The 22237-nt window shown below is 71.4% G+C and carries 18 protein-coding genes and 2 pseudogenes; 10 read left to right on the top strand and 10 right to left on the bottom strand.

Going from position 1 to position 22237, the window contains the following annotated elements; translation table 11 throughout:
- Window positions 1–547: 547 nt before the first annotated feature.
- A complete protein-coding gene (locus HNR61_RS23525) occupies window positions 548–1585 on the top strand; it encodes a WD40 repeat domain-containing protein (RefSeq protein WP_182845360.1) in 1038 nt (345 codons plus the stop codon).
- 537 nt (window positions 1586–2122) lie between these two features.
- Here the strand turns inward: HNR61_RS23525 and HNR61_RS50695 are convergent.
- Both HNR61_RS50695 and HNR61_RS23510 read right to left on the bottom strand, forming a co-directional pair.
- Window positions 2123–2311, bottom strand: a pseudogene (locus HNR61_RS50695) (hypothetical protein); the annotation flags it as partial.
- An 865-nt stretch (window positions 2312–3176) separates the two neighbouring features.
- Window positions 3177–3872, bottom strand: a complete 696-nt coding sequence (locus tag HNR61_RS23510; protein WP_182845358.1) for a TetR/AcrR family transcriptional regulator — start codon at window positions 3870–3872, stop codon at window positions 3177–3179.
- 108 nt (window positions 3873–3980) lie between these two features.
- On the opposite strand from HNR61_RS23510, the gene HNR61_RS23505 reads away from it, so the two are divergent.
- The 5 genes and pseudogenes from HNR61_RS23505 to HNR61_RS23485 all read left to right on the top strand — a co-directional run bounded on the left by HNR61_RS23505 (window position 3981) and on the right by HNR61_RS23485 (window position 7539).
- Window positions 3981–4715 (top strand): SDR family oxidoreductase, encoded by a 735-nt coding sequence (locus HNR61_RS23505; protein WP_182845357.1) that lies wholly within the window; start codon window positions 3981–3983, stop codon window positions 4713–4715.
- Entirely contained in the window at window positions 4715–5581 is an 867-nt protein-coding gene (locus HNR61_RS23500) for an SDR family NAD(P)-dependent oxidoreductase (RefSeq protein WP_220509707.1), read from the top strand. Before HNR61_RS23505 ends, HNR61_RS23500 begins: the two co-directional genes overlap by 1 nt.
- A gap of 65 nt (window positions 5582–5646) precedes the next feature.
- Window positions 5647–5853 (top strand): tautomerase family protein, encoded by a 207-nt coding sequence (locus HNR61_RS23495; RefSeq protein WP_182845356.1) that lies wholly within the window; start codon window positions 5647–5649, stop codon window positions 5851–5853.
- Between the two features lie 258 nt (window positions 5854–6111).
- Window positions 6112–7013 (top strand): annotated as a pseudogene (locus HNR61_RS23490) (IS5 family transposase).
- A gap of 52 nt (window positions 7014–7065) precedes the next feature.
- Window positions 7066–7539: a nuclear transport factor 2 family protein gene (locus tag HNR61_RS23485; RefSeq protein ID WP_220509706.1), complete on the top strand. Its 474-nt coding sequence runs from the start codon at window positions 7066–7068 to the stop codon at window positions 7537–7539.
- A 151-nt stretch (window positions 7540–7690) separates the two neighbouring features.
- On the opposite strand, the gene HNR61_RS23480 is transcribed toward HNR61_RS23485, so the two are convergent.
- The 5 genes from HNR61_RS23480 to HNR61_RS23465 all read right to left on the bottom strand — a co-directional run bounded on the left by HNR61_RS23480 (window position 7691) and on the right by HNR61_RS23465 (window position 10314).
- Window positions 7691–8275, bottom strand: coding sequence for a dihydrofolate reductase family protein (locus tag HNR61_RS23480; protein WP_182845355.1), 585 nt, complete (start codon window positions 8273–8275; stop codon window positions 7691–7693).
- 318 nt (window positions 8276–8593) lie between these two features.
- Window positions 8594–8722, bottom strand: a complete 129-nt coding sequence (locus HNR61_RS49370; protein WP_281400557.1) for a hypothetical protein — start codon at window positions 8720–8722, stop codon at window positions 8594–8596.
- A 32-nt stretch (window positions 8723–8754) separates the two neighbouring features.
- A complete protein-coding gene (locus HNR61_RS23475; protein WP_182845354.1) occupies window positions 8755–8901 on the bottom strand; it encodes a hypothetical protein in 147 nt (48 codons plus the stop codon).
- A gap of 310 nt (window positions 8902–9211) precedes the next feature.
- Window positions 9212–9640, bottom strand: a complete 429-nt coding sequence (locus HNR61_RS23470) for a DUF4267 domain-containing protein (RefSeq protein ID WP_182845353.1) — start codon at window positions 9638–9640, stop codon at window positions 9212–9214.
- 35 nt (window positions 9641–9675) lie between these two features.
- A complete protein-coding gene (locus tag HNR61_RS23465) occupies window positions 9676–10314 on the bottom strand; it encodes a hemerythrin domain-containing protein (RefSeq protein ID WP_182845352.1) in 639 nt (212 codons plus the stop codon).
- Between the two features lie 106 nt (window positions 10315–10420).
- On the opposite strand from HNR61_RS23465, the gene HNR61_RS23460 reads away from it, so the two are divergent.
- Both HNR61_RS23460 and HNR61_RS23455 read left to right on the top strand, forming a co-directional pair.
- Window positions 10421–13699, top strand: a complete 3279-nt coding sequence (locus HNR61_RS23460) for an ATP-binding protein (protein ID WP_182845351.1) — start codon at window positions 10421–10423, stop codon at window positions 13697–13699.
- A gap of 786 nt (window positions 13700–14485) precedes the next feature.
- Window positions 14486–14914: an STAS domain-containing protein gene (locus HNR61_RS23455; RefSeq protein WP_246443591.1), complete on the top strand. Its 429-nt coding sequence runs from the start codon at window positions 14486–14488 to the stop codon at window positions 14912–14914.
- A 320-nt stretch (window positions 14915–15234) separates the two neighbouring features.
- On the opposite strand, the gene HNR61_RS23450 is transcribed toward HNR61_RS23455, so the two are convergent.
- Together HNR61_RS23450 and HNR61_RS50060 are read right to left on the bottom strand one after the other, a co-directional pair.
- The gene (locus HNR61_RS23450; protein ID WP_182845349.1) at window positions 15235–15912 is read right to left on the bottom strand and encodes a response regulator transcription factor; all 678 of its coding nucleotides are present in this window, start codon (window positions 15910–15912) and stop codon (window positions 15235–15237) included.
- On the bottom strand, window positions 15909–17141 hold the full coding sequence (locus HNR61_RS50060) for a sensor histidine kinase (protein ID WP_220509705.1): 1233 nt from the start codon (window positions 17139–17141) through the stop codon (window positions 15909–15911). The genes HNR61_RS23450 and HNR61_RS50060 overlap by 4 nt, the downstream gene beginning before the upstream one ends.
- A 236-nt stretch (window positions 17142–17377) precedes the next feature.
- Here HNR61_RS50060 and HNR61_RS23440 point away from each other — a divergent pair, with 236 nt between their 5' ends.
- Together HNR61_RS23440 and HNR61_RS23435 are read left to right on the top strand one after the other, a co-directional pair.
- The gene (locus HNR61_RS23440; protein WP_182845348.1) at window positions 17378–19540 is read left to right on the top strand and encodes an MMPL family transporter; all 2163 of its coding nucleotides are present in this window, start codon (window positions 17378–17380) and stop codon (window positions 19538–19540) included.
- A gap of 420 nt (window positions 19541–19960) precedes the next feature.
- Window positions 19961–20335, top strand: coding sequence for a hypothetical protein (locus HNR61_RS23435; protein WP_182845347.1), 375 nt, complete (start codon window positions 19961–19963; stop codon window positions 20333–20335).
- 71 nt (window positions 20336–20406) lie between these two features.
- Here the strand turns inward: HNR61_RS23435 and rox are convergent, their stop codons facing one another.
- Entirely contained in the window at window positions 20407–21954 is a 1548-nt protein-coding gene (gene rox, locus HNR61_RS23430; protein WP_182845346.1) for a rifampin monooxygenase, read from the bottom strand.
- Window positions 21955–22237: the final 283 nt, after the last annotated feature.

The raw sequence follows: 22237 nt of genomic DNA, 5'->3' as shown, positions 1-22237 counted from the left end.
CCGTCGACGCCAAACCAGACAGAGTGACCACCTCTGTCCGGTGTGATCGAGTGACACCGCTTTGCTGAGCAGCCGGAACGCCTCCTACCGCTACTGACCGTTCCGATCCTCCTCGCGGGCCTGTTCCGCTCCCGCTTGGGCCGCGCCTCGACCTCTGCGGCCTACCGGTAAGGAAGCTGCCACCAGACGTCATCTGAGTGCCGAGCGCTGGCTTTGCCCCCGAGAAGTGACCGCGTTTGTCGGTCAGCTGTGACTGCGGCCGAGTGAGCAGGTTCGCGGTGTCGATGAGTTTTGACTCCACGGTGGTGGTTGCGGTGCAAGGATTCAGGTGCTGCTCCCCTGCGAGGAGGACGCCATGGCGCCGTCGGCAGACAAGGTCGCGTTGTACACGGCGATCCGCCGTGACTCTGCTGCGGGGATGTCGGGCCGGGCGCTGCACAAGTACGGCGTCGGACGGTGGACTGTGACCAAGGCGCTGAGGTCGGCGTGGCCCGAGCCTCGTAAGGACGCAAGCTGAGCCTTCTCTCACGGTGGAACAATTGCGATCATGACCGACGGCGATGCCCTCCGTTATCGAACTCTGTACGTGGACCCCGACTGGCTGGGCGATCCGACCGCCTACGAAGGCCCAGACCTCGACACCGAGAACCAGCCAGACTTCAGCTCGGGCATCGAAGCCATCTCGGCAGCCTCGGATCTGGCGCAATTCGCGCTGACCACCCTGTCCCAGGGAAACACCGAAAGCGGCCGGCTGTGCCTGTTCGACGCCGCGACCGGGAAGTGGCACTGGCGTGATCTGGAGAAGGACCGCCGCTCCATCGGCGACGGCCATGAGATCGCCTTCTCCCCCGATGGCTCGCTGGTCGCGGTCGCGGCCTCGACCGACCTGAAGGCGATCGTCTGGCAGACGAGCGAGATGACCATGGCCTGGTCCGCCGGAACAGACGCCGCCTGGGGCGACGGCAAGCTGTTCACCCACATCGGCTTCAGCGGCGACGGACGCCGGGTCGTCGCGGTGAGTGCGCACCCATGGGAGCCCGAACCCGAACAAGCCACCTGCGAACGCGTCGTCGTGGCCGAGGCCGAGACGGGCGAGATCATCTTCGCGGCGACCGTCCCGATCCGGGGCGGTGCCAACCTGGATCACTCCGGGCAGAGCCTCGCCTACATCGGCGCCGACGACCAGGTTCTCATCCACGATGTGCCTTCGGGCAAGGTCGTGGCCCGGCACCGTAGCGGGGCGCCCGGCGCCCGTGTACTCGCCTACGCACCCGACGGCGATGCGGTCGCCGTCGGTGGCGACGGCGTGGTGGAGGTGATCCGAACCCGAACCGGCCCCTCACACAGCATCCCGATCAGTGGGACGTGCCAGGCCGTGAACTGGTCCTGGAACGGGCTGTGCGTGCTGGCCACCGACGATGAGCACGCCACCGTGGTGGACGCCGAGGGCCGCATCCTGTGGACCCGGCATATGGAAGACGCGCGCTTCCTTGTCGCGGCCTTCACCCACGACGGTCGCACACTGGTCACGGTGGAGCCTGAGACGACTGAGGTCATCGCCTGGTTCCTCGCCGCCCCGCAGTGACCCTCCAGCCCGGGCTCCGCCTGGGGCCGATGTGGTGCTGAATCTCATCGACACCCTCGCCTCGTCGATCACCAACTGGTGTCCGAAGCCGTCGACAAACGGTGCCGGTTCTCGCGCACAAGGCCAGAGCGCCTTCTGCCGGGTGGCTACAACCGGTAGTCGCGGTGGTTCGGGTGACTGCTGGTGACCCTGGTTTCAGCGCATGGACGCGGTGTCGAATCGTGGACTAGGGCCTGTTTCAAAGTGGGCCTCAGCCGCGCACGCGAGCGCGTTACCTGACCTGCGGGCCCGACGCCGGAGGCGAGGGCCCGCAGGTCAGATCGCGAAGCGATGTCGCGCTCGCCGAGCCCTGGTGAGGTGCGAGCCGCCAGGCGAGCGCCGTGGGCCAGGGCTTTGAAACACGGCCTAAATCCCTCATGATCGCACTCCAGGTCTGGGAGCTGCGGAAATGCCTTCGGTGGAGCCGGACACAATCTGGAATCTGGCCGGTTCGGACTCTTTGGGGAAGAACGATTGTGACGGTGGGTGACTGGCGGCTTAGGTGGCGGCGCTGTCGGTCTGTGCTTCGGTCTGGCTCTCGGCCGGGGCGGGGGCAGCGGTGAGGGTGAGGCGACGGTCGAGGTTGAGCTGGATGTCGCCGTAGGGCGTCATGTTGGTGTGGAAGAGCGGGGTCAGGCCGCGGCGGTCGGCGTCGCCCAGGACGTCGATCCACTCGGGTTCGGCGAGGGACCAGCGGTGTGCGGGACGGGCCTCCAGCAGCCGCATGGCCTCCACCACCGCAGGGTGGGTCGGACCTGCCTCGGCGTCGCGTTGCTCGGCGACGGCTCGGGCGAGGTGGCTGAGGAACAGCGTGAGCCGCCCGATGATGTCTCCCCGATGCCGGTCCACGCTCACCCGCGCCAGACTCCCGGACGCAGCAAGATCACCTCTCCGACCTGGGGTTTCCTGCGACCGTCCAGGGAGCGGTGCATCCCTTCTCCGCCGATGACGACGGCGCTCTCGACGAAGCTGTGGGTGTGCACGGGGTGGCCGCGCTCGTGAAGGTAGTGCCCGGCATAAGCGAGGGATCCGTCGGTGAAGTACAACAGTCCCTTGGCCGTCCCGACAGGGGGTGAGCCCTGCTGGACACCGTCGCGGCCGAAGCCCTGGACCGGTTGGCGGACCAGGTGGAGGCCGCCGGCGCCGTTCCGGGGCTGCCACCAGGCGACACGCTGCCCCCCGCCCTGTCGGCGCTGATGACGATCGGCCGCCGTCAGCCACACCTGTACCGGTTGATGTTCGCGGCCCCGGTCGGCGATCCGGCCGCCATCCGCGCGGCGACCCAGGCCGCCGACCGCGCCATGAACGAGTTCCTCGCCACCGTCGGGGACCTGGTCGGCGCACGGCGCGCCACAGGTTCGCGGATATGGAGGCCAACGGGCACCTGTCCGCCGAGGACCTCCTCTCCACCCTGGTGGTCATGGTCGACCAGCACACCCGTAACGGGGAGTGACGCTCGGCGTGGCACCACGCCGCTCACGTTTCTTTACTCGTCCTCCGCGCGGGCCGATCACTTCCTCCGAGGTTCAGGATCCGCACGACGCTTCGCCGGTCAGGGGTGGGTGATGCGTTCGAGCCACCGTTGGAGGAGAGCGGTTTCGACCGGTTCGAGGGCCTCGGTGCCGCCGAGTTGGAGTTGCGCCTGCAGGCGCAGCGCGGCGGCCTGCAGCGGGTCGGTGTCGCGCCGGGCGGGCGTGGTGGTGAGGACGTGGGAGAACACGGCGTCACGCATGCGGTGGGACAGTGCGGGGTCGTCGAACAGGGCGGGCCGGGCGATGTGGTCCAGGGCGGTCCCGATGTTGGCCGACAGGATCAGCTGAGCGGCCGTCCGCGGTTCGAGTTTCAACGCGCCCGCCGCCGCGCACCGGGTGAGCGCCGATATCAGCAGGTCCATCACGCGTTCTCGCGCCGTCGAGTGCGACCACGGCCGCGGAGTGAACATCAGCTGGTAGAGGGCCGGGTTCGCCCTGGCGAACGCCATGTGGCCGTCCCAGCCCGCGTGCAGGTCGGCGACCGGGTCGCCGGTCTGCTCCTGGGCGGCCTTGAGCGCGGTGTACCGCTCGTACCCGTGGTCGGCGACGGCGTCGAGCAGCCCGCGCTTGTCGCCGAACAGCCGGTAGAGCACGGGCTGGCTCACCCCGACCGCCTCGCAGACCGCGCGCGTGGCGATCTCGTGGTCGGAGGATGACGCCAGCTGCCGCTCCGCGGCCTCGATCATCGCCGCGCGAAGCGGGTCGGTCTCCGTCATGAGATCAATGATAGCGCCGGTTGCTAACGCCGATACGGGTCTGTATGGTCGTGGCCATAACGTCGATACGGACAATTCGTATCGACGATACGGCCAAAGGGGGCATCCATGAGTGATCAGCGTGTGGCCGTCGTCAGCGGCGGCTCCCGCGGGATAGGCAGGGCGATCGCGGTGGCGCTGGCGGCGCGCGGCTGCGCGGTCGCGGTGGGTTTCCAGGGAGCGACCTCCGCCGCGGTACGGGTGGTCGAGGAGATCATGGCGTCCGGTGGCCGGGCGATCCCGGTCCAGGCCGACGTGGCCGACGAGGCCGCCGTCGCGGAGATGTTCGACGCGGCGGAGAAGTCCTTCGGCGGGGTCGACGTGGTCGTCAACTCGGCCGGGCGGCTGGCGCTGTCGCCGATCGCCGACCTGGACCTGGACGAGCTGGACGCCCTGCACCGCACCAACATCCGCGGCACCTTCGTGATGGCCCGCGAGGCCGCCCGCCGCGTGCGCGCCGGGGGCGCGCTGGTCAACCTGTCCACCTCTGTGGTCGGTCTCCAGTTCCCCGGCTACGGGGCGTACGCCGCCAGCAAGGGCGCCGTCGAGGCGATGACGCTGGTGCTCGCCCGCGAGCTGCGCGGGCGCGACATCACGGTCAACGCCGTTGCGCCCGGCCCGACCGCCACCGAGCTGTTCCTGGACGGCAAGGACGAGGAGACGATCCAGCGGCTCGCCAAGCAGCCGCCACTGGAGCGACTCGGCACCCCCGAGGACATCGCCGAGGTCGTCTCCTTCCTGACGAGTCCGGCCGGGCACTGGATCAACGGGCAGGTCGTGCGCGCCAACGGCGGCATCGTCTGATGGCCGCCGCCCCTCAGGTCATCGTCGTCACCGGGGCCTCCAGCGGATTCGGCCGGCTGACGGCCGTGGCCCTGGCACGGAACGGGCACACCGTCGCCGCCGGCATGAGGCGGACCGCGGACCGCAACGCGCCCGCCGTCGCCGCCCTGCACCGTCTCGCCGCCGAAGAGGGCCTCGCACTGTCGGCGGTCGAGCTGGACGTGCGGTCACAGGAGTCCGCCGACCTGGCCATCAGCACCGTCCTGGACCGGCACGGCCGCCTCGACGTGGTCGTCCACAACGCGGGGCACCTGGTCCTGGGCCCGGCCGAGGCGTTCACGGCCGAGGACCTCGCCGCCGTCTACGACGTCAACGTCCTCGGCACCCAGCGGGTCAACCGCGCCGCATTGCCGCACCTGCGCGGCCAGGGCTCCGGACTGCTGGTGTGGGTGGGAAGCTCCTTCACCCGCGGCGGTCACCCGCCGTTCCTCGCCCCGTACTTCGCGGCCAAGGCCGCCATGGACGCCCTCGCGGAAAGTTACGCCGCCGAGCTCATCCGGTTCGGCATCGGGACCTCCATCGTCGTCCCCGGCACCTTCACCTCGGGCACCAACCACTTCACCAATGCCGGCGGGCCATCGGACGCGGCCCGCGACAAGGCGTACGAGAAGCCCTACGGCGAGCTCCGCGCCGACCTGGCCGACCGGCTGAACCGCCTGATCCCACCGGAAGCCAGAGCGGAGTCCGTCGCCGACGAGATCGTCCGCATCGTCGGTCCCCAGCGAACCGGCGGCCGTTCCGCAGCCACGTTGACCCCAGCAAGGACGGCAGCGAGGTGGTCTCCGTCGTCGCCGACCGGATCCGCGCCGAGTTCTACCAACGCGTAGGCATCGAGGACCTGCTGTCCTCGACCGCCTCACTGTGACCCACCACCACGAGAAAGGTCGTCATCATGCCGTTCGCCAACCTGAAGGTCCCAGCCGACACCCTGACCCCCGAGTCCAAGAAGAAGCTCGTCGACGCCGTCACCGACGCCTTTGCCGACGTGTACGGCGAGCGCGCCAGGGCGACGACCCTGGTCATCGTCGACGAGGTTCCCGACGGCGGCTGGGGGGTCGGCGGCAACGTCCTCACCGCCGAGATGCTCGGCCGCAGCTGACCAGTCCGGGGCCGGGCGACTGTCCGGCCCCGGCCCAGACGCGGCAGATCACGCGAAAGGCGTCTCGTCTGCGGCTGATGACACGTCCGTCAAAAGCACCCGTCGTAGCGCCAGAAGCCGAGCACAGCCAGGTCACCGCCGAAGAGTGGAGCGAATTCAAGGAGCGCTGCGACAAATGCAAGGTCGAACTCAACTAGGGCGTGTCCCGTGATCTTTGATGGCGGTTTGTTGTAGATGATCCGTGTGGATGAGGAGCGTCTGAAGCGTCATGACCTGACGGACGAGGAGTGGGCGCGGCTGGCGCCGCTGCTCCCTATGCAGAACGTGCACGGGGCTAGGTGGAGCGATCATCGGATGGTGATCAACGGGGTGTTCTTCCGGACCCGGGCGAGCTGCGCCTGGCGGGACCTGCCGCCGTGTTACGGCAGGTGGAAGACGGTCTACAACCGGCATCGCCGGTGGTCCCTGGACGGGACGTGGGAACAGATCCTGGACGGGCTGCGCGCCGGGTGCGACGAAGCCGAGGGCGAGGACTGGACGGTCAGCGCCGACTCCACGATCGTGCGGGCGCACCAGCACGCGGCCGGGGCGCGGCACGCCCCGGCCGTCGACATCACCCAAAAGGGGCCGGTAAAGATCACGAACGGATGACGAACGGCGGTCGCGAAGCGCTTGGCCGGTCCCGGGGTGGTCTGACCACGAAGATTCATCTGGTCGCCGATCGGCGGTGCCGTCCGATCGCCCGGCTCACCTCGCCCGGCCAGCACGCCGACTGCCCGAAGTTCATCGCGCTGATGGAGTCCATCCGCATCCCGCGCCGCGGCGTTGGCCGTCCTTGCAAGAAGCCGGCACGCGCCTTGGCTGACAAGGCGTATTCCTCCCGCGCCAACCGTCGCTACCTGCGGCGACGCGGTATCAAGGCCGTTATCCCGGTCAAGAAAGACCAGGCCGCCCATCGCGCCGGCCGCGGCTCCAAGGGCGGACGGCCGCCGGTCTTCGACCGTGACGCCTACAAAGAACGCAACACCGTCGAACGCTGCGTCAACAAGCTCCGCCAGCACCGCGCCGTCGCCACCCGCTAGGACAAGAGAGAACGCATCTACCAGGGCACCATCGACGTCGCCTCGATCCGCATCTGGCTCCGCCACCCCGCCAAATGACGGCTGGCCGGCGTCGAAGGCCGCCGACGCCCTTGAACTGACCGTCGCATCGGTGACCAGCGCACTGCAGCGGGCGCGCGTGACGATGCGCGAGCAGCTGCCCGACCGCCGCCTCGACTGGCGGAGCCCCGCCACGCACGAGCTGTCGGATGACGAGCGCGGCGTGGTGAAGTCGTATATGGACGCCCATGAGCGCAACGACCTCGACGGGCTGATGGCCCTGCTGCGCGACGACCTGCGCTTCGCGATGCTGCCCGATCCGGGCACTTTGATCGTCACCGCCAAGGACGCGGTGGACGGCTGGGTCTCCAGTGGGCTCTTCCAGCGCGGCAAGGAAGACTGGCGCTGCATCGCCACGACGGTCAACCGCATGCCTGCCGCCGCGCTGTACCTCCGCACCCCCGACGACCCGGAACACCGTTTGTTCGCCATCGCGGTCCTGCGGATCGTCGACGGGAAGATCACCGAGCTCACCGGATTCGACGTAACCGACAAACCATGGCTGGGCCTGCCCGCAGCACTGTGATCAGACGGTCCCCGTCGTCGACGAGTCCAGCGCACGGGCCGGCGTCACCGCCCCGCCGGCGTTGCCGGCGGGGCGTCTTGATGCCCGAAGAACACCGTCACGATCAACGAGGCCGTCGTCCTCGTCTTCAGCGAGTCGGTCAACAGTTCCCTCATCGCCTCGTCTCGTATCGGGCCATCACCACGCCGCCGGGAAATGACCGCGTCTCGACCAGGTTCAGGTTCACCCAGCTGTCCAGCGCGGTGAAGAACGGCGTGCCGCCGCCCACCAGGACCGGCACGGTGACCAGCGCGTACTCGTCGATCAGCCCGGCCCGCATGGCCGCCCCGGCGAGCGTCGCGCCGCCGATGTCCATCGGGCCGCCGTCCTCGGCCTTGAGCCGGGTGATCTCGGCGACCGCGTCGCCGGTGACCAGGCGGGTGTTCCAGTCGACCTTGTCGATCGTCGACGAGAACACCACCTTCGGCATGTCCCGCCAGAGGCGCGCGAACTCGATCTCCGCCGGGGTGGCGCCGGGCCGCTGGTCGCCGGTCGGCCAGTAAGAGCTCATCGCTTCCCACAGCTTGCGCCCGTACAGCGACAGCTCGCTCGCCCGCATCTGGTCGTACCACCACTGGAACAGCTCGGCGCTCGGCGACGAGTCCGGTCCCTCGCCCCCACTCCAGCCGATGTCGTCGCCGGTCGCGGCGGTGTAGCCGTCCAGGGTCACGTTCATGCCGAAGATCAGTTTCCGCATCGTGCCGACCTCCCGTGAGTCGATCTCACACGTACAGACGGGTGCGGCGCGGGAACCTCATCGGTGCGCGATCTGCGTCCGCAGGCAGTCCTCGCGTTCCGAACGCAGCACGGCGTGCTCGGCGGGTCCGAGCGCCGCCGACCGGGTCTCGATTTCACCTTCGCAAACGCCTGGTCACACAGTTACAGCGCCGGGCATCTCGCTCGGCGACCAGCGGCCCGCACGTACCTACCTCTGCCAGCGCCGACACGGCTAATCGTTGATCTTTCAACGACTACTCTGAAGGACCAGTGGGGCCCAGCACCTTGCGTAGGGCCGCTACTGAACCACCGCGTGGTCCGGCTCGGTCATCGCCGACCCCCAGCTCTGCGCCCGGCCGAGCGCCCTGACCGACGCCCGGGCGTACTCGGCCAGTGATCGCACCGAGGTGTGCCCGGACAACGCCATCAGCGTCGGCGTGGAGGCTCCGTCCTCGGCGGTCAGACCGGCCCGCCCGGTAGGTCGGTGGTGTGCTGTTCGAACGCCTCCGCTGCCCGCCGGTACGGCAGCCGGGCGCGGCTGGTGCGGGAGGGGGCGGCGTCGACCAGCGCCACCGAGGGGCGCGCCTTGCGGTCGGTGAGGAACACCGGGGCCGGGCGCGGTGCCGGTCTTCCACACGATCACATCGCGGGCACCGCTCTTTCGGGTCGCCTTCGCCCGCCGGTTCGCGGTGTCCAGGTCCGGCACGTATCGAATCCGTCGAGCACGGTCGCCATCTCGCCGCGCGATCGGTCGATGAACGCGGCCGGGTCCAGCGGCTTGCGCCGGCGGTTGGCGCCGACCGTTCAGACCTCCTGCAGCGCAGCCGCTCGCGCAGGGCCTTCCCCGGCGGGAGCTGACAGACAAGGGGATGGCCCGGCCATGTGGCCGGGCCATCCCCTTCGGGGTGTGCGGATGTCAGGCGGGCTGGGGGGCGGGCGCAGGAGCGGGGACCTCGCGCGCCCTGCCGGTCTCGCGGAGGATCAGCAGGCCCGTGACCGCGATCAGTGCCGAGGTCAGGCCGTGGATGCCGAACGCGGCGGCCATGGAACCGTGGTGGGTCAGGACGGTGATCATGTCGCCGAACGGGGCGACGGCCACCATCAGCAGGACCCAGCCCAGGGCGCGGCGTTGGCCCGTCACCAGCAGGACGCCCATGGCCAGGCCCATCGCGTTCTCGCGGTTGCCCTTCACGTTGAGGAAGCCGCCGCCGTCGCCGGAGGGCCAGGTCGGCAGGCCGAAGCCCGGGGCGGACGTCTCGGGGGCCAGGAGGAAGGACATCCCGAGGTAGAAGCTGAACAGGACGACGGCGGTGGCCAGGACGGTGTTGATGTTCTTCAACGACATGGTCGTTCTCCTTCGAGGTTCGGACCGAGCAGGTTTCAGCCGCGGACGCGGCGGATGTGGCGGGCGTAGCGGGGGCGGCCGATGATGTGCCAGACGCCGCGTACCGGAACGGGAAGGACGGAAAGGAGCGTGGCGCGCTCGGCCGGGTTCGCGTCCTCCAGGACGAGGCCGAAGAGGGTGAGCAGGGTGAGCTTGGGCGTGTTGGCCACCAGGTGGTCGCCCAGTGAGGCCCATTCCTTTTCGGTGATGTGCTCGGCCGCGAGCGGAAGGAGGGTGGCCTCCTCGTCGTCGAGGTGTTCGAGGAGTACGGCCCGGTGGTCGGCCAGGGCCGCCACGAGCGTGTCGCGCTCGTCCGCCCCGGCGGTGGCCTCCCATGCGGGGATCGCCGCGTCCAGCCTGGCCAGCGTGGCCGCGACGCGTTCGTGCTGGGCCTCCATGCGCAGCACGATGTCGGCTTCCAGGTCCACCCGGGACAGCAGCGGCGGCCAGAGCAGCTCGTCCTCGCCCTCGTGATGGTTGTGGAGGCCCAGCCGGTAGTCGCGGAAGTGGTCGGCGATCACTTTGGCGCGAGCGGTGTCCCCCGGGGGCACCGCCGCGACGAGCTCCACCAGCAGTCGCGACTCCCGGCGGAAGACGCGGTGGACGATCTTCATGTCCTGGGTGTTGACGCTCATCCCGTTCCTGCCCTTCATCGGTTCGACGTGTCAAGGCTGCTCCCGGGTGTTTGGAAGGGACTTGGAGGCGACTTGGAAGATCCGCGTGCGTACGATGTCCCCCGTCATGGTCTTGATCCGGGTTTTGGGTTCCCTCGGCGCCGAGGTCAACGGCGAGTCCGTTCCGCTGGGCGGGCCGCGGCAGCGCGGCGTCCTGGCCCTCCTGGTCGCGGCGCGCGGACAGGTCGTGTCGGTCGACCGGATGATCGAGGATCTCTGGCGCGGCGAGCCGCCCTCCCGCGCGCTGGCCTCCCTGCAGGCGTACGTGTCCAACCTGCGCCGGCTGCTGGAGCCCGGCCGCCCGCCCCGGACCCCGGCCCGCCTCCTGGTGAGCGCCTCCCCCGGCTACGCGCTGCGGCTGCCGCCGGAGTCGGTGGACGCGTGGCGTTTCGAGGACCTGCTGGACGAGGCCCGCATGCTCACCGAGCCTCCGGCCGCCCGCGCCCGGCTGGCCGAGGCGCTGGGCCTGTGGCGGGGACCCGCGTTCGCCGAGGTCGCCGACGAGCCGTGGGCCGCCGCCGAGACCGCCCGCCTGAACGAGCTGCGCCTGGTCGCTCGCGAGCTCCACGTCGCGGCGGGCCTGCGGACGGGCGACCCCGCCTCGGTGGCCCCCGAGGCCGAGCGCCTCACCCGTGACGAACCCCTGCGCGAAGAGGGCTGGCGCCTGCACGCCCTGGCGCTGTGGAGCAGCGCCCGCCAGGCCGACGCCCTGGCGACGCTCCGCCGCGCCCGCGCCACCTTCGCCGACGAACTCGGGCTCGACCCCGGCCCCGACCTGGTCGCCCTGGAAGAGGCGATCCTCGCCCAGCGCATCGACATCCTGCGCACGGCCGTCCCCCCACCCCCGGCCACCGCGCCCCCGCCCTCGCCCTCGCCCTCGCCCTCGCACGACGCGACCCTGCATGCCGCGTCCCGGCACGACGTGTCCCCGCACCGCGCGGCCTCGTTCGTGGGACGGGAAGGCGAGCTCGCCGCACTGGTGTCGGCCGCCGGTGAGGCTGCCGCCGACGGGGTGCGCGTCGCTCTTGTCACCGGGGAAGCGGGGTTGGGCAAGTCGACGCTCCTGGAGCACCTCGGCGCGCGGTTGGAACGCGACGGCTGGCTCGTCGCCGCCGGGCGCTGTCCGGAGGTCGAGGGCGCGCCGCCCGCGTGGGCGTGGGTCGAGGCGCTGCGGGCCGTCGCCGCGACCGTTCCTCCGGGGGAGTTCGCGGAAGACCTGACGCCGCTGCTCTCCGACTCCATGCCGGTGGACGGCGACGCCGCCGCCGGGCTGTTCCGGCTGCGCCGGGCCGTGTGGGGCTGGCTCGCGGCGGCCGCCACGCAACGGCCGGTCGCCGTCGTGCTGGACGACCTGCACTGGGCGGACACGGCCACGCTGGGGCTGTTCGGCGGCGGCGTCGGTGTGCGGTCCCCGATCCTGGTCGTCGCGGCGTACCGCCAGGACGAGAGCGAGCACCTCACCGAGACGCTGGGCGCGCTCGCCCGCACCACACCGCTCCGGATCGCGCTGCCCGGGCTCGACGGCGCGGCGGTGGCCGAGCTCGTACGGGCCGAAAGCGAGGCCGACGACGCGACGGTGGCGGGGATCGCCGAACGCACCGGCGGCAACCCGTTCTATGTGCGGGAGAGCGCGCGGCTGCTGAACGGCGAGGGCGCGCTGGTCGCGCTCTCCGAGGTCCCCGAGGGCGTACGGGACGTGCTGCGGCGGCGGCTCGCACGGCTTCCCGACGGTGCGGTGCCCGTCCTGCGGCTGGCCGCGGTCGCCGGGCGGGAGAGCTCGGTGGAAGTCCTCGTGCGAGCCGCCGACACGGATGAGGACGGCGTCTTGGACGCGCTGGACGCGGGCGTCATCACCGGGCTGCTCGACGAGCCGGGGCCGGGGCGCGTCCGGTTCGTTCACGCGCTGGTGAGAGACACGCTGGTCGCCGACGCCAGCCGATTGCGCGCCACCAGGATGCACGCCCGGATCGCCGAGGCGCTGGAGGGCACCGGCGACATCGCCGCGCTGGCCCATCACCACGCACGAGCGGGGTCACCGAAGGCCGTCGGCTATTGCGTGCGGGCCGCCGAGCTGGCCGAGGCGCGCTACGCGCACGACGTGGCCGCCGCCCTCCTCGCCGACGCGGTCGCGAACTCCACCGAACCGGAGGAACGCATCAACCTGTTCGGCAGGCTGCTGCGCGCGCAGATCAGGGCCGGGGCGGTGGCGGCGGCACGGGACACGCGGCGGCGGGCCGTGGAACTCGCCGAGTCCCTCGGACGCGACGACCTGATGATCGCCGCGTTCACCGCCTGGACCGAGCCCACGCCCTGGCAGGCCCGCGCGTACGGCACCGTGGACCGGCCCATCGTCGAACGCCTCAGCCGTCTGCTCGGGCGGACGGACCTGGCACCCGAAGTGCGGTCCCGCCTGCTGACCGCGTACGCCGAGGAGCTGGCGGGCGAGGATGATCCGACGGTGATGGAGGCGGCGCGGGAGGCACTCGACCTCACCGCCGACCCCCGCCTCCGGGCCGCGGCGCTCCAGGCGCTGGCGCGCGCCTCCGGCGACAGGCCCGGGCAGGACGAGGCCTGGCGCGAACTGCTGAAGATCGGCATCGAGCACGACCTGCCCGTCTACCGCGTGACCGGGCTGCTCAGCCAGGCCACCGGCGCCGCCGTGGCCAACGATCCGGCGACCCTGCGCGGGGCGGTCGAGGAGGCCCTCGGCCTCGCGCGCACCTACCGGATGCCCGAGGCGGTCGGCGTCGCGGAGATCGCGCTGGCGACCCTGGTGCTCATCGAGGGCCGGTTCGCCGAGGCCGAACGCCTCTACACCGAGGCCACCGAACGCATGGGACGCGCCGGATCCGGCCACGCCACGGGCTTTCTCCGCTTCGCGCTGGCCGCGATCTGGCTGAACGACGGCACGCTCGGCGACCACCTGGACGAGGTGCGCGCCCTCCACGAGACGTTCGGCCCGACGGTCGCGGACCTGCTCGCCCTCGCCCTCCACGCCGCCGGCCGCGACGACGAGGCGCGGCGGGCCCGCATGTCACCGGTCCCGATCCGGCCCGACTTCTTCTTCACCTTCCTGACCACCCTGCGCGCCATGGCCGTCATCGCGCTGGACGACACCGGTGCCGCCGAGGAGTGCTACGCGGCCCTGCTCCCCCATCGCGACGGTCCTCCGGCCGGTGCCACCAACCTGGCGCTGGCCGTGCGCCCGGTCGCCCACACGCTCGGCGAGCTGGCACTGCTGCTCGGCCGCGACGACGAGGCGGCCGCCCACTTCGCCCAGGCCGCCGCCATCGCCGACCGCTGGAACGCCCCCCACTGGTCCGCCCTGGCCCGCGCGCACCTCTGACCAGCCCAGTCCGGCCGGAAGACTCACAAACCCATGTGTGGCCCCCGGGCTCGGGGCTGTTCTGTCAGGGACATCCCAGGAGGATTGGATGTCAAGCAGCGGCGCTGTGGGCCGGAAGAGGATGGAGGCTGCGTGCCGTGGACCGGTGCGTCGCAGGTGCGCAGGGTGTCGGCGGGCGGACGGCCGAACTCGGCGCGGTAGAGGGCGGCGATGGCCGCGACGGTGGCGCCGCGACCGGGGTCGGCGTTCTGGCGGCGGAACGCAGCAAGGACGGGGGCGGCGGGCAGGGCCCGTGACCGGTGCTCCTGCCCCGCAGGCCGGTCACGGGCCCTGCTCCCCCTCTACAAGGCGGGTCATCCCGCTGCGGGGTGCAGGGGGACTCGTCGCCGACACCCGCGTTCGGCCGCTCCTCCGAGGGCAACGGTGGCCGTGTGCGACCAGGACCTCACTGGTGCCAGCGTCGACGGCGTTCCTCTCCGGCGTCCTCCTGTTTTCGCCGGGGCGCGGTCATCGAAGGGTGCGTTTGCTGGATAGGGCCGCGCGTTGGGCGGCTGCCCTGGCCCGCGTTGGCTTGGGGGCGGGTAGCGTGGGGGGTGCTGTGGTCGCGTGGCCGTGTGGTCGCGCGGTGTCCCGAGAAGCCCGGCGGCTTTTCCCGCCCCTGGTTGAACGCCTGGCCCTGCGCAGTGATCGATCGCCGCGAACGGCGAGCACATCCACGTGCCTGGCGTGGGCCATGCGGTAACCGATGGTGGTGCGCGGGCGCCTGAGCGCGAAGGGCTTGAGCCCATGCCCAACACCATTTCCCACCTGCCCGCCGGACCCGCCGCTGGAACCGCTGTCGAACCCGCCGCTGGAACCGCTGTGGTGTCCCGGTTGCGGGTCCAGGTCGCCGCCCGGGACGGTGTTGCGGTGGTGACCGCGGCCGGATCGTTGGAGATGACCACCGGTCCGGTGCTGGAGGAGCAGCTGGGGCAGGCGGCCGAGCTGGCGCGCGCGGCGGTGCTGGTGGACCTGGCGGCGGTGGAGTTCCTGGACGCCGGCGGCCTGAGGGTGTTGGTGCGCTGGCATCTCGCCCTGACCCGCCAGGGGGTGCCCCTGGTGCTGTGCGGGGCCACCGGCCGCGCCACCCGGGCGATGCAGATCACCGGCCTGGACCAGGTCCTGTATGTGCGCCCCGACATCGAACAAGCCATGCACTGGCTCGACCACGGCTGACCGTCCCGGCGACCCTGGCGGCAACGTGATCCGTCCGGCCCCGGCCTGACATTCCCACCACGCGACACCTCACCGGGAGGATGGACGCCGTGAGCGACGATGCGGGTGAGAATGACGGCCAAGAGCGCGAGCTTGTGGAGCTGGTCGGCGGGCCGTAGGACGGGCACCGCCAAGCCCTGGCCACGGCCGCCGAGCTGACCGGGCCGCGTGAGGATCTGGGCGCGCTGCTGATCGAGGACGGCTGGAGCGACCGGACGCTGTACGAGCCCGCCCCCGACCGCCCAGCGGCTCGAAGGCCGGTGGAGGCCCGCCACCGCCGGTCAGTGGCCGATGTTGCGGTCGCCTGCCTCGACCAGGCCGCTCTCGTAGGCGAAGATGACGATCTGGGCGCGGTCGCGTAGGCCCAGCTTGGTGAGGATGCCGGAGACGTGCGTCTTGACGGTCGCGGGTCCGATGAAGAGCTCTTTGGCGATCTCGGAGTTGCTCGATCCGCGGGCCACGGCGGCCATCACTTCGCGCTCGCGGTCGGTGAGGCGTTCCAGGCGTTCGGCCACGGCGGTGTTGACGCTCAGCCGCCGGGCGAACCGGCCGATCAGCCGGCGGGTGATCGAGGGGGCCAGCAGAGCGCCGCCGTCGGCGACGGTGCGCACGGCGGTGGCGAGCTGGTCGGGTGGGATGTCCTTGAGGACGAAGCCGCTGGCACCGGCGTGCATCGCCCGGTAGACGTACTCGTCCGGGTCGAACGTGGTCAGGATGAGCACCCTGACGTTCCAGTCGGATGCGGCCAGGATCCGCTCGGTGGCCTCCAGGCCGTCCATGTCCGGCATCCGGATGTCCATGAGGATCACGTCGGGCCGGTGCCGGCGCGCCGCCTCGATCGCCTCGGTGCCGGTCCCGGCCTCGGCGACGACCTCGATGTCGTCATGGATCTGCAGGATCATGGCGAAGCCGCCGCGGACCAGGGCCTGGTCGTCGACGATCACGACACGGATGCTCACGCGGGCTCGCCTCCGGTGGGCAGGTGGGCGGTGACGTCGAACCCGCCGTCCGGGCGAGGCCCGGCGTCGAGTGTGCCGCCCAACAGTAGCGCCCGCTCCCGCATCCCCACGATGCCGTGGCCGCGCGTCCCGTCCTGGGCGTCTCCCGGCAGGGCGGCGGTGCCGCCGCCGTCGTCGCGCACCTCGATGACGATCTCGCCTCCGGCGGCCTCGAGCCGGACGTCGGCGTGGGCGCCGGGCCCGGCGTGCTTGAGCACGTTGGTGAGCGCCTCCTGAACGATGCGGTAGGCGAACAGGTCCACGCGAGCGGGCAGTCCGGTCGGGAGCGTGGCGAGCGACAGGGTCACCGCGACGCCCGTCGCGCGGATCTGGTCGGCGAGGCGGGGAACGTCGGCCAGACCGGGCTGGGGCTCGGGGCCGCCGTCATCGTTCTCAGGACGCAGGACGCCGAGCAGGTGGCGCAGCTCGGCCAGCGCCTGCCGTCCCTCCTCCTCGACCGCCCCCATCGCCCGCAGTGCCTGCTCCGGGATCGGGCCGTCGGCGGCGTGCGCGGCCATCGCCTTGGCCGCGCCCGCCTGAACGGTCATGACGCTCACCCGATGGGCCACCACGTCGTGCAGCTCGCGGGCGATGCGCGTCCGCTCCTCGGCCACGATGCGGACGGCCTCGGCGGCCTGTTCGGCGACGAGCCGGGCGGCGTGGCGATCGCGCAGCCGCAGACCGCGCCCCACGTACCACAGGCCGACCATGACGATGACCCCGAAGACGACCTCACTCCACGGCGCGGATTCCGTGCGCAGGTCAACGGTGACCAGGGCGACGGCCGCCATGACGCCCGAGGGCCCCCGCCATGAGTCCGGCGAGTACCGCCCGGCGCTGTACAGGGCGATGAGCACCGGGACGCCGATGAGGTTGCGCGTGGTCGGCAGCAACAGGGCCCAGGCGATCAAGGTGACGCCCAGCACGGCCACGGGTGCCCGGCGTCGCCAGTACAACGCCGTACCGGTCGCGGCGAAGACCGGCAGGGCGGCGAGGTTGAGGTCGCGAAGGGGACGGAAGGCCAGGGCGTCTCCGGGCATGTCGTGCACGAGCACCAGCACGAGGAGGACCAGCCCGGCGAGGGCGGCGTCCATGGCGCGCGGCCAGCGGGCGAAGGGCCCCCGGAGCCTTCCGGGGCGGCCCGCCGCGGCCCCGGCGGGCGGGCGGGAAGGCGGCGTTGTGCGGTTCACCAGCGCTCCACGGTGCGAGATGCGGTGCCCTCCGCGGCTTGTCGGCGGGCGCGGGGCCACCGTACGCGGGAACGGACACACCGGTCATCCGCCGCGAGGCGGAGCGGGCCTCCGCTGCGCGACGGGGATCGGTTCCGCCGGTGGACGGGCGACCGCGGCGGCCCCGGCGAGGACGGTTGGTGCGACAGCTCACCCCGGCGCACTCGCCGCCGCATCCCCCCCGAAGGAGCACCGTCATGCATCGCGTCATCCGTCGCATCGGCGACGCCAGCGCCCGCCGACCATGGCTAACGATCGGGCTCTGGACCCTTCTGGCCGTCCTGTTCATCGGGCTGGCGGGCACCGCGGGCGGCAGGTTCGCCGACGACTTCGTCGCTCCGGGCAGCCAGAGCGAACAGGCGATGGAGCTTCTGGAGGAGCGCTTCCCGCAGGCGGCCGGTGGCAGCGCCAAGGCGGTCTTCGCCGCTCCGGAGGGTGAACGGCTCGACCGCTACCGACCCGCCATCCAGGCGGCCCTCGCCCGGATCGCCGACGCCGAGGACGTGGCCGCCGTGGCCGACCCGTTCGCCACCGGCACGGTGTCGCGCGATGGGCGCATCGGCTACGCCGAGGTCACCTTCGACCGGCCCTCGGCCGGGCTCGGCCCCGAGCCGGTGAAGGCGATCACCGGCGCGCTGGAGCCGGTACGGGCCGCCGGCGCCGTCGCGGAGGTCGGCGGCGACGCCGCGTTCGTCAACGCCGAGACCGAGACCTCGGGCACCGAGGTGGCCGGTCTGCTGGCCGCCCTGGTCGTGTTGCTCGTCGTCTTCGGAACGGTCGTCGCCGCCCTGGTGCCGATCGCGATCGCGATGGTCACGGTGGCCACCGGGCTGTCCGGCATCGCGCTGCTGGCCCACGCCATGGACGTCACGAGCGCCGCGACGAGCATCGGAATGCTGATCGGTCTGGGCGTCGGCATCGACTACGCCCTGTTCATCGTGGCCCGCTACCGCCAGAACCGAACGGCCGACCAGGACAACCGCACCGCACTGTCGAACGCCATGGCGTCGGCGGGCTCGGCGGTCCTGTTCGCCGGAGGCGCCGTCGTCGTCGCGATGTCGGCGCTGCTGCTGACCGGCTTGGGCCTGCTGGCCTCGATCGGGCTCGGCGCCGCGCTGGTCGTGCTCTTCGCCGTGGCCACCGCCCTCACCCTGCTGCCCGCACTGCTGTCCCTGCTGGGCGACCGCATCGACGCCGGACGCGTCGTCCGCCGCCGCCGCTCCCCCGCCAAGCGCACCGAGGACGGGGCATGGTGGCGTCTGGCGCATCATGTCTCGGGCCGCCCCTGGCCGTATCTGCTCGGTGCATCGGCGCTGCTGCTCACGCTCGCCGCCCCGGCGCTGTGGATGCAGACCGGCTTCCCCGACGCCGGTGACGACAGGACGAGCACGACCCACCGCCGCGCGTACGACCTGCTGGCGGAGGGCTTCGGCCCCGGCCACAACGCCCCGCTGCTGCTCGTCGCCGACCTGCGCCGCCCGGGTGTGACCGCCCAGACCATCCCCGACCTCACCGAACGTCTCGCCGCCGACCCCGGCATCGCCGCGGTGGGCTCGCCGCGGACCTCGCCCCAGGGGGACGCGGTCGTCGTGCCCGCGATCCCCACCAGCGCCCCCGCGGACGCCGAGACCTCCCGGACGCTGGAACGCGTTCGCGACCTGGCCCCCGCCAACGTCGCCGTCTCCGGCATGACGGCCATGACCGACGACCTCACCCGGCAGCTCGACAAGACCCTCCCGATCTTCATCGCCGCGGTCCTGGCCGTGTCGTTCCTGCTGCTGATGGTGCTGTTCCGCGCTGTCGTCGTGCCGCTGAAGGCCGCCGTCATGAACCTGCTGTCGATCGGCGCCGCCTACGGCGTCGTGGTCGCGGTGTTCCAGTGGGGGTGGTGCGCGGACCTGTTCGGCCTGGACGGAACGTACGTGATCGCCTCACCGCTGCCCACGATCTTCTTCGCGGTCCTGTTCGGCCTGTCCATGGACTACGAGGTGTTCCTGCTCTCCCGCATCCGCGAGAGCTACGACGCCACCGGCGACAGCACCGAGTCGGTCGCGCGCGGCTTGGCGGGCACCGGCCGGGTGATCACCTCCGCCGCCCTGATCATGACGGTGGTCTTCCTCGGCTTCGTCGCCCACCCGTCACCGCTGGTGAAGATGCTCGGCCTGGGCCTGTCCACGGCGATCCTGCTCGACGCCACGGTCGTCCGGATGCTCCTCGTGCCCGCGACCATGGCCCTGCTGGGCAAAGCCAACTGGTGGCTCCCCCGCTGGCTCGACCGCCGCCTCCCCCACCTGACCGACCCGGCCACCGAGCCCCTCCCCGGCACCCCCGCATCGGCTCCGGCGCCCGCCGCCCGCTGAGAAGAACGCCCAGGTGACCAGCGCGAGAGCGGCCCCGAGCACGGTGGCGTCGAACAGCGCCGTCGTCGCGGCCGCTCCCAGCGCGGAACCGAGCGGGTAGAAGACCATGTCGGCCCCGATCGCGGCGCTGGCGCGGTCAGGGCGGGCGGTCGCGAGGGCGTGCTGGTTCGGGTGCCGTCAACGGACGTGTCATCAATGGCGCAGGTGTGTTCGCAAACCTTCACACCTGCGGACTCCTCGCTTCGATCTGGTGGTACGGACGAGCAGGAGCACCGAGGGGCCCGCCAGCCCAGTGGCGCCGTCCCCCACCCGAGAGGCCTGGCCGCCGCCCAGGCTTCTCCGCGTTCAGCAGGCTCGCCGTCCCCGGCCGCCACCTCTCCCTCGCCCCAGTTGAGCAGGATCTGGTAGGCGGTGACGCCGGTGGCCCCGCACAAGGCGATCATGGGGAGATCACGGTGCCGGGGCAGGCGGACCTTCGCCAGCGGCGCCGCCAGCAGCAGCGCCACGGTCGCGATCGCGATCCGCAGGAACGACAGCGCCTCCACCCCCAGGCCGTCGATACTGGCGCTGCTCTGCGACACGCTCGCGTTGTGGTGGGGACCGGCGCTGGCGGAGCTCTCGGTGGTGAATGTCCGCAACGGGCGGACGCTGCTGGATGTCCGGTCGGTGAGCTGGGGCGCGGGCGGCCGTGTGTTCGTCTCACGGTTGTTCGATGAGCACACGGCCACCCGCGCCGATCCGCCGTCTTTCGGTCGTCGCTCGGAGGTCGACGCTGGCGCCGGAGCACCACGGTGATGTCGCCTCCGGCCTTCCGACGGTCAGTCGCTACTGGCCGTTCGGAACCTCACGGGTCATGTCGGGCGAGATCAGTGGGCGGGCTCGCCGAACCAGCGGGAGAGGTGGTCGTCCAGGTCCTGCTGATCGTCGCCGATCCAGGCGATGTGGCCGTCGGGGCGTAGCAGGACGCACGGAACATCCAGTGCCGCGGTGGGGTCCGCGAGGTGGTCGACCCGGTCTGACCAGCCGCCGACGGTCAGGCGTTCGGTGCGGTCCAGCAGCAGGCCGCGGCCGTGGCGCAGCAGGTCGTAGAGGCGGCCCTGTTTCACGTCGATGTCGCGCATGCGGCGGCCGAGCAGGTCGGGTCCTTCGCCGAAGTCGTAGCGGATGCCGATCGCGGTGATCTTCTCGATCAGATGGCGGTTCACCTCGTTGAAGTCCATCAGTTCGGTGAGCAGCCTGCGCACGGCCCGCGGGCCCGGTTCGGTGGACAGCAGTTCCATCTGGGCGCGGGTGTTGTCCAGCACGTCCTCGGCGACCGGGTGGCGTTCGGCGTGGTAGGTGTCCAGCAGTGTTCGCGGCGCCCAGCCGCGGATCTGCGCGGCCAGTTTCCATCCGAGGTTGAACGCGTCCTGGACGCCCAGGTTGAGGCCCTGCCCGCCGATGGGAGGATGGATGTGCGCCGCGTCCCCGGCCAGTAGCACCCGCCCGACCCGGTAGCGTTCGGCCAGCCGGGTGGCATCTCCGAAGCGGGACAGCCAGCGCGGGGAGTGCACACCGAAATCGGTGTTGGCGATGGCGCGCAGCTGTCGTTGGAAATCCTCGAGGGTGGGCGGTTCCGTACGGTCGCTGACTCCCGCGGCGGGGACGATGACGCTGTAGCTTCCTCTGCCGAAGGGCCTGAGCGAGAGTCGCTGGTGGGTCCCGCCGACTTCGGCCAGCTTGGCGGCGATCTCCTCCTGCGGCACGCCCACCTCCATCTCGCCCATCAGCGTGTCGTTCCGCGAGGGCTCGCCGGGGAAGCCGACGCCGAGCAGCTTGCGCACCGTGCTGCGCGAGCCGTCACAGCCGACGAGGTAGCGCGCACGCAGCCGTTCCCCGTCGGCCAGCTCGACGGTCACCCCCTCGTCGTCCTGTTCGAGACCGGCCACCGCGCGTCCGCGGCGGACCTGCGCGCCCAGTTCGACCGCGTGTTCTTCGAGCAGGCGCTCGATGATCGGCTGCGGGATGCCCAGCAGATAGGCGTGCGCGGAGTCCAGGCCCTGGGGCGCGGGTTTGTTGATGGCGGCGAAGAACCCGGCGGCCGGGCGCCGTCTCCCGTGTTCGAGAACGCGGTCCAGCAGCCCGCGCATGGCCAGCAGTTCGAGACTGCGCATGTGCAGGCCGACGATGCGGACGAACGACTTGGGCCCGGTTTCCTTTTCCAGAACGAGTACCCGCACGTCGTGCAGCCGGAGTTCGGCGGCCAGCATCGCGCCGGTCGGCCCGCACCCGGCGATGACCACATCGAACGTGCGGGGCGCGCGATCGGCGCCGGAGGCCGGTGACCCGAGAACCGCGGGCGCGTCGCCCGTGGTGAGGTCGCGCTCGACCGTGTCGTTCGACGACGGCTCGGCGGTGGGTTGAGGAGGGTGCATGGGTGTTGCCTTTCGGGAGTGCCTTGTGGGTGAGGCGCTCCCGGCGACACCTACGTCGATCGCCCGACCGTGACCGGAAGGGGGAGCACCCACATCGATACAGCGTTCATGGGTCTCACCTCCTTGGGCGGTGTCACGGACGCCCGCAAGCTACAAGCGCGAGCATCACCCCGTCCAATCCTTTTCCAGCGACGTGACCACGACTCCGGTGCCGGCCCACCTGGACGTGGCGCTGCGGGCACGGTAGCGGTCGCTCACGGCACAGAACCCGCCGCTGGGCCGC

The sequence above is a fragment of the Actinomadura kijaniata genome (assembly GCF_014138665.1).
Lineage (GTDB): Bacteria > Actinomycetota > Actinomycetes > Streptosporangiales > Streptosporangiaceae > Spirillospora > Spirillospora kijaniata.
Note: the sequence above shows the minus strand (reverse complement) of the source record. Positions and strands in the feature narration are given on the sequence as shown.

Coding starts and splice junctions, on each gene's coding strand:
- HNR61_RS23460 (WP_182845351.1), top strand. CDS start 10,421: ATGGTCTTGATCCGGGTTTTGGGTTCCCTCGGCGCCGAGGTCAACGGC.
- HNR61_RS23510 (WP_182845358.1), bottom strand. CDS start 3,872: ATGACGGAGACCGACCCGCTTCGCGCGGCGATGATCGAGGCCGCGGAG.
- HNR61_RS23505 (WP_182845357.1), top strand. CDS start 3,981: ATGAGTGATCAGCGTGTGGCCGTCGTCAGCGGCGGCTCCCGCGGGATA.
- HNR61_RS23470 (WP_182845353.1), bottom strand. CDS start 9,640: ATGTCGTTGAAGAACATCAACACCGTCCTGGCCACCGCCGTCGTCCTG.
- rox (WP_182845346.1), bottom strand. CDS start 21,954: ATGCACCCTCCTCAACCCACCGCCGAGCCGTCGTCGAACGACACGGTC.
- HNR61_RS23455 (WP_246443591.1), top strand. CDS start 14,486: ATGCCCAACACCATTTCCCACCTGCCCGCCGGACCCGCCGCTGGAACC.
- HNR61_RS23465 (WP_182845352.1), bottom strand. CDS start 10,314: ATGAGCGTCAACACCCAGGACATGAAGATCGTCCACCGCGTCTTCCGC.
- HNR61_RS49370 (WP_281400557.1), bottom strand. CDS start 8,722: ATGGCGTTGTCCGGGCACACCTCGGTGCGATCACTGGCCGAGTACGCC.
- HNR61_RS23495 (WP_182845356.1), top strand. CDS start 5,647: ATGCCGTTCGCCAACCTGAAGGTCCCAGCCGACACCCTGACCCCCGAG.
- HNR61_RS23480 (WP_182845355.1), bottom strand. CDS start 8,275: ATGCGGAAACTGATCTTCGGCATGAACGTGACCCTGGACGGCTACACC.
- HNR61_RS23525 (WP_182845360.1), top strand. CDS start 548: ATGACCGACGGCGATGCCCTCCGTTATCGAACTCTGTACGTGGACCCC.
- HNR61_RS23440 (WP_182845348.1), top strand. CDS start 17,378: ATGCATCGCGTCATCCGTCGCATCGGCGACGCCAGCGCCCGCCGACCA.
- HNR61_RS23500 (WP_220509707.1), top strand. CDS start 4,715: ATGGCCGCCGCCCCTCAGGTCATCGTCGTCACCGGGGCCTCCAGCGGA.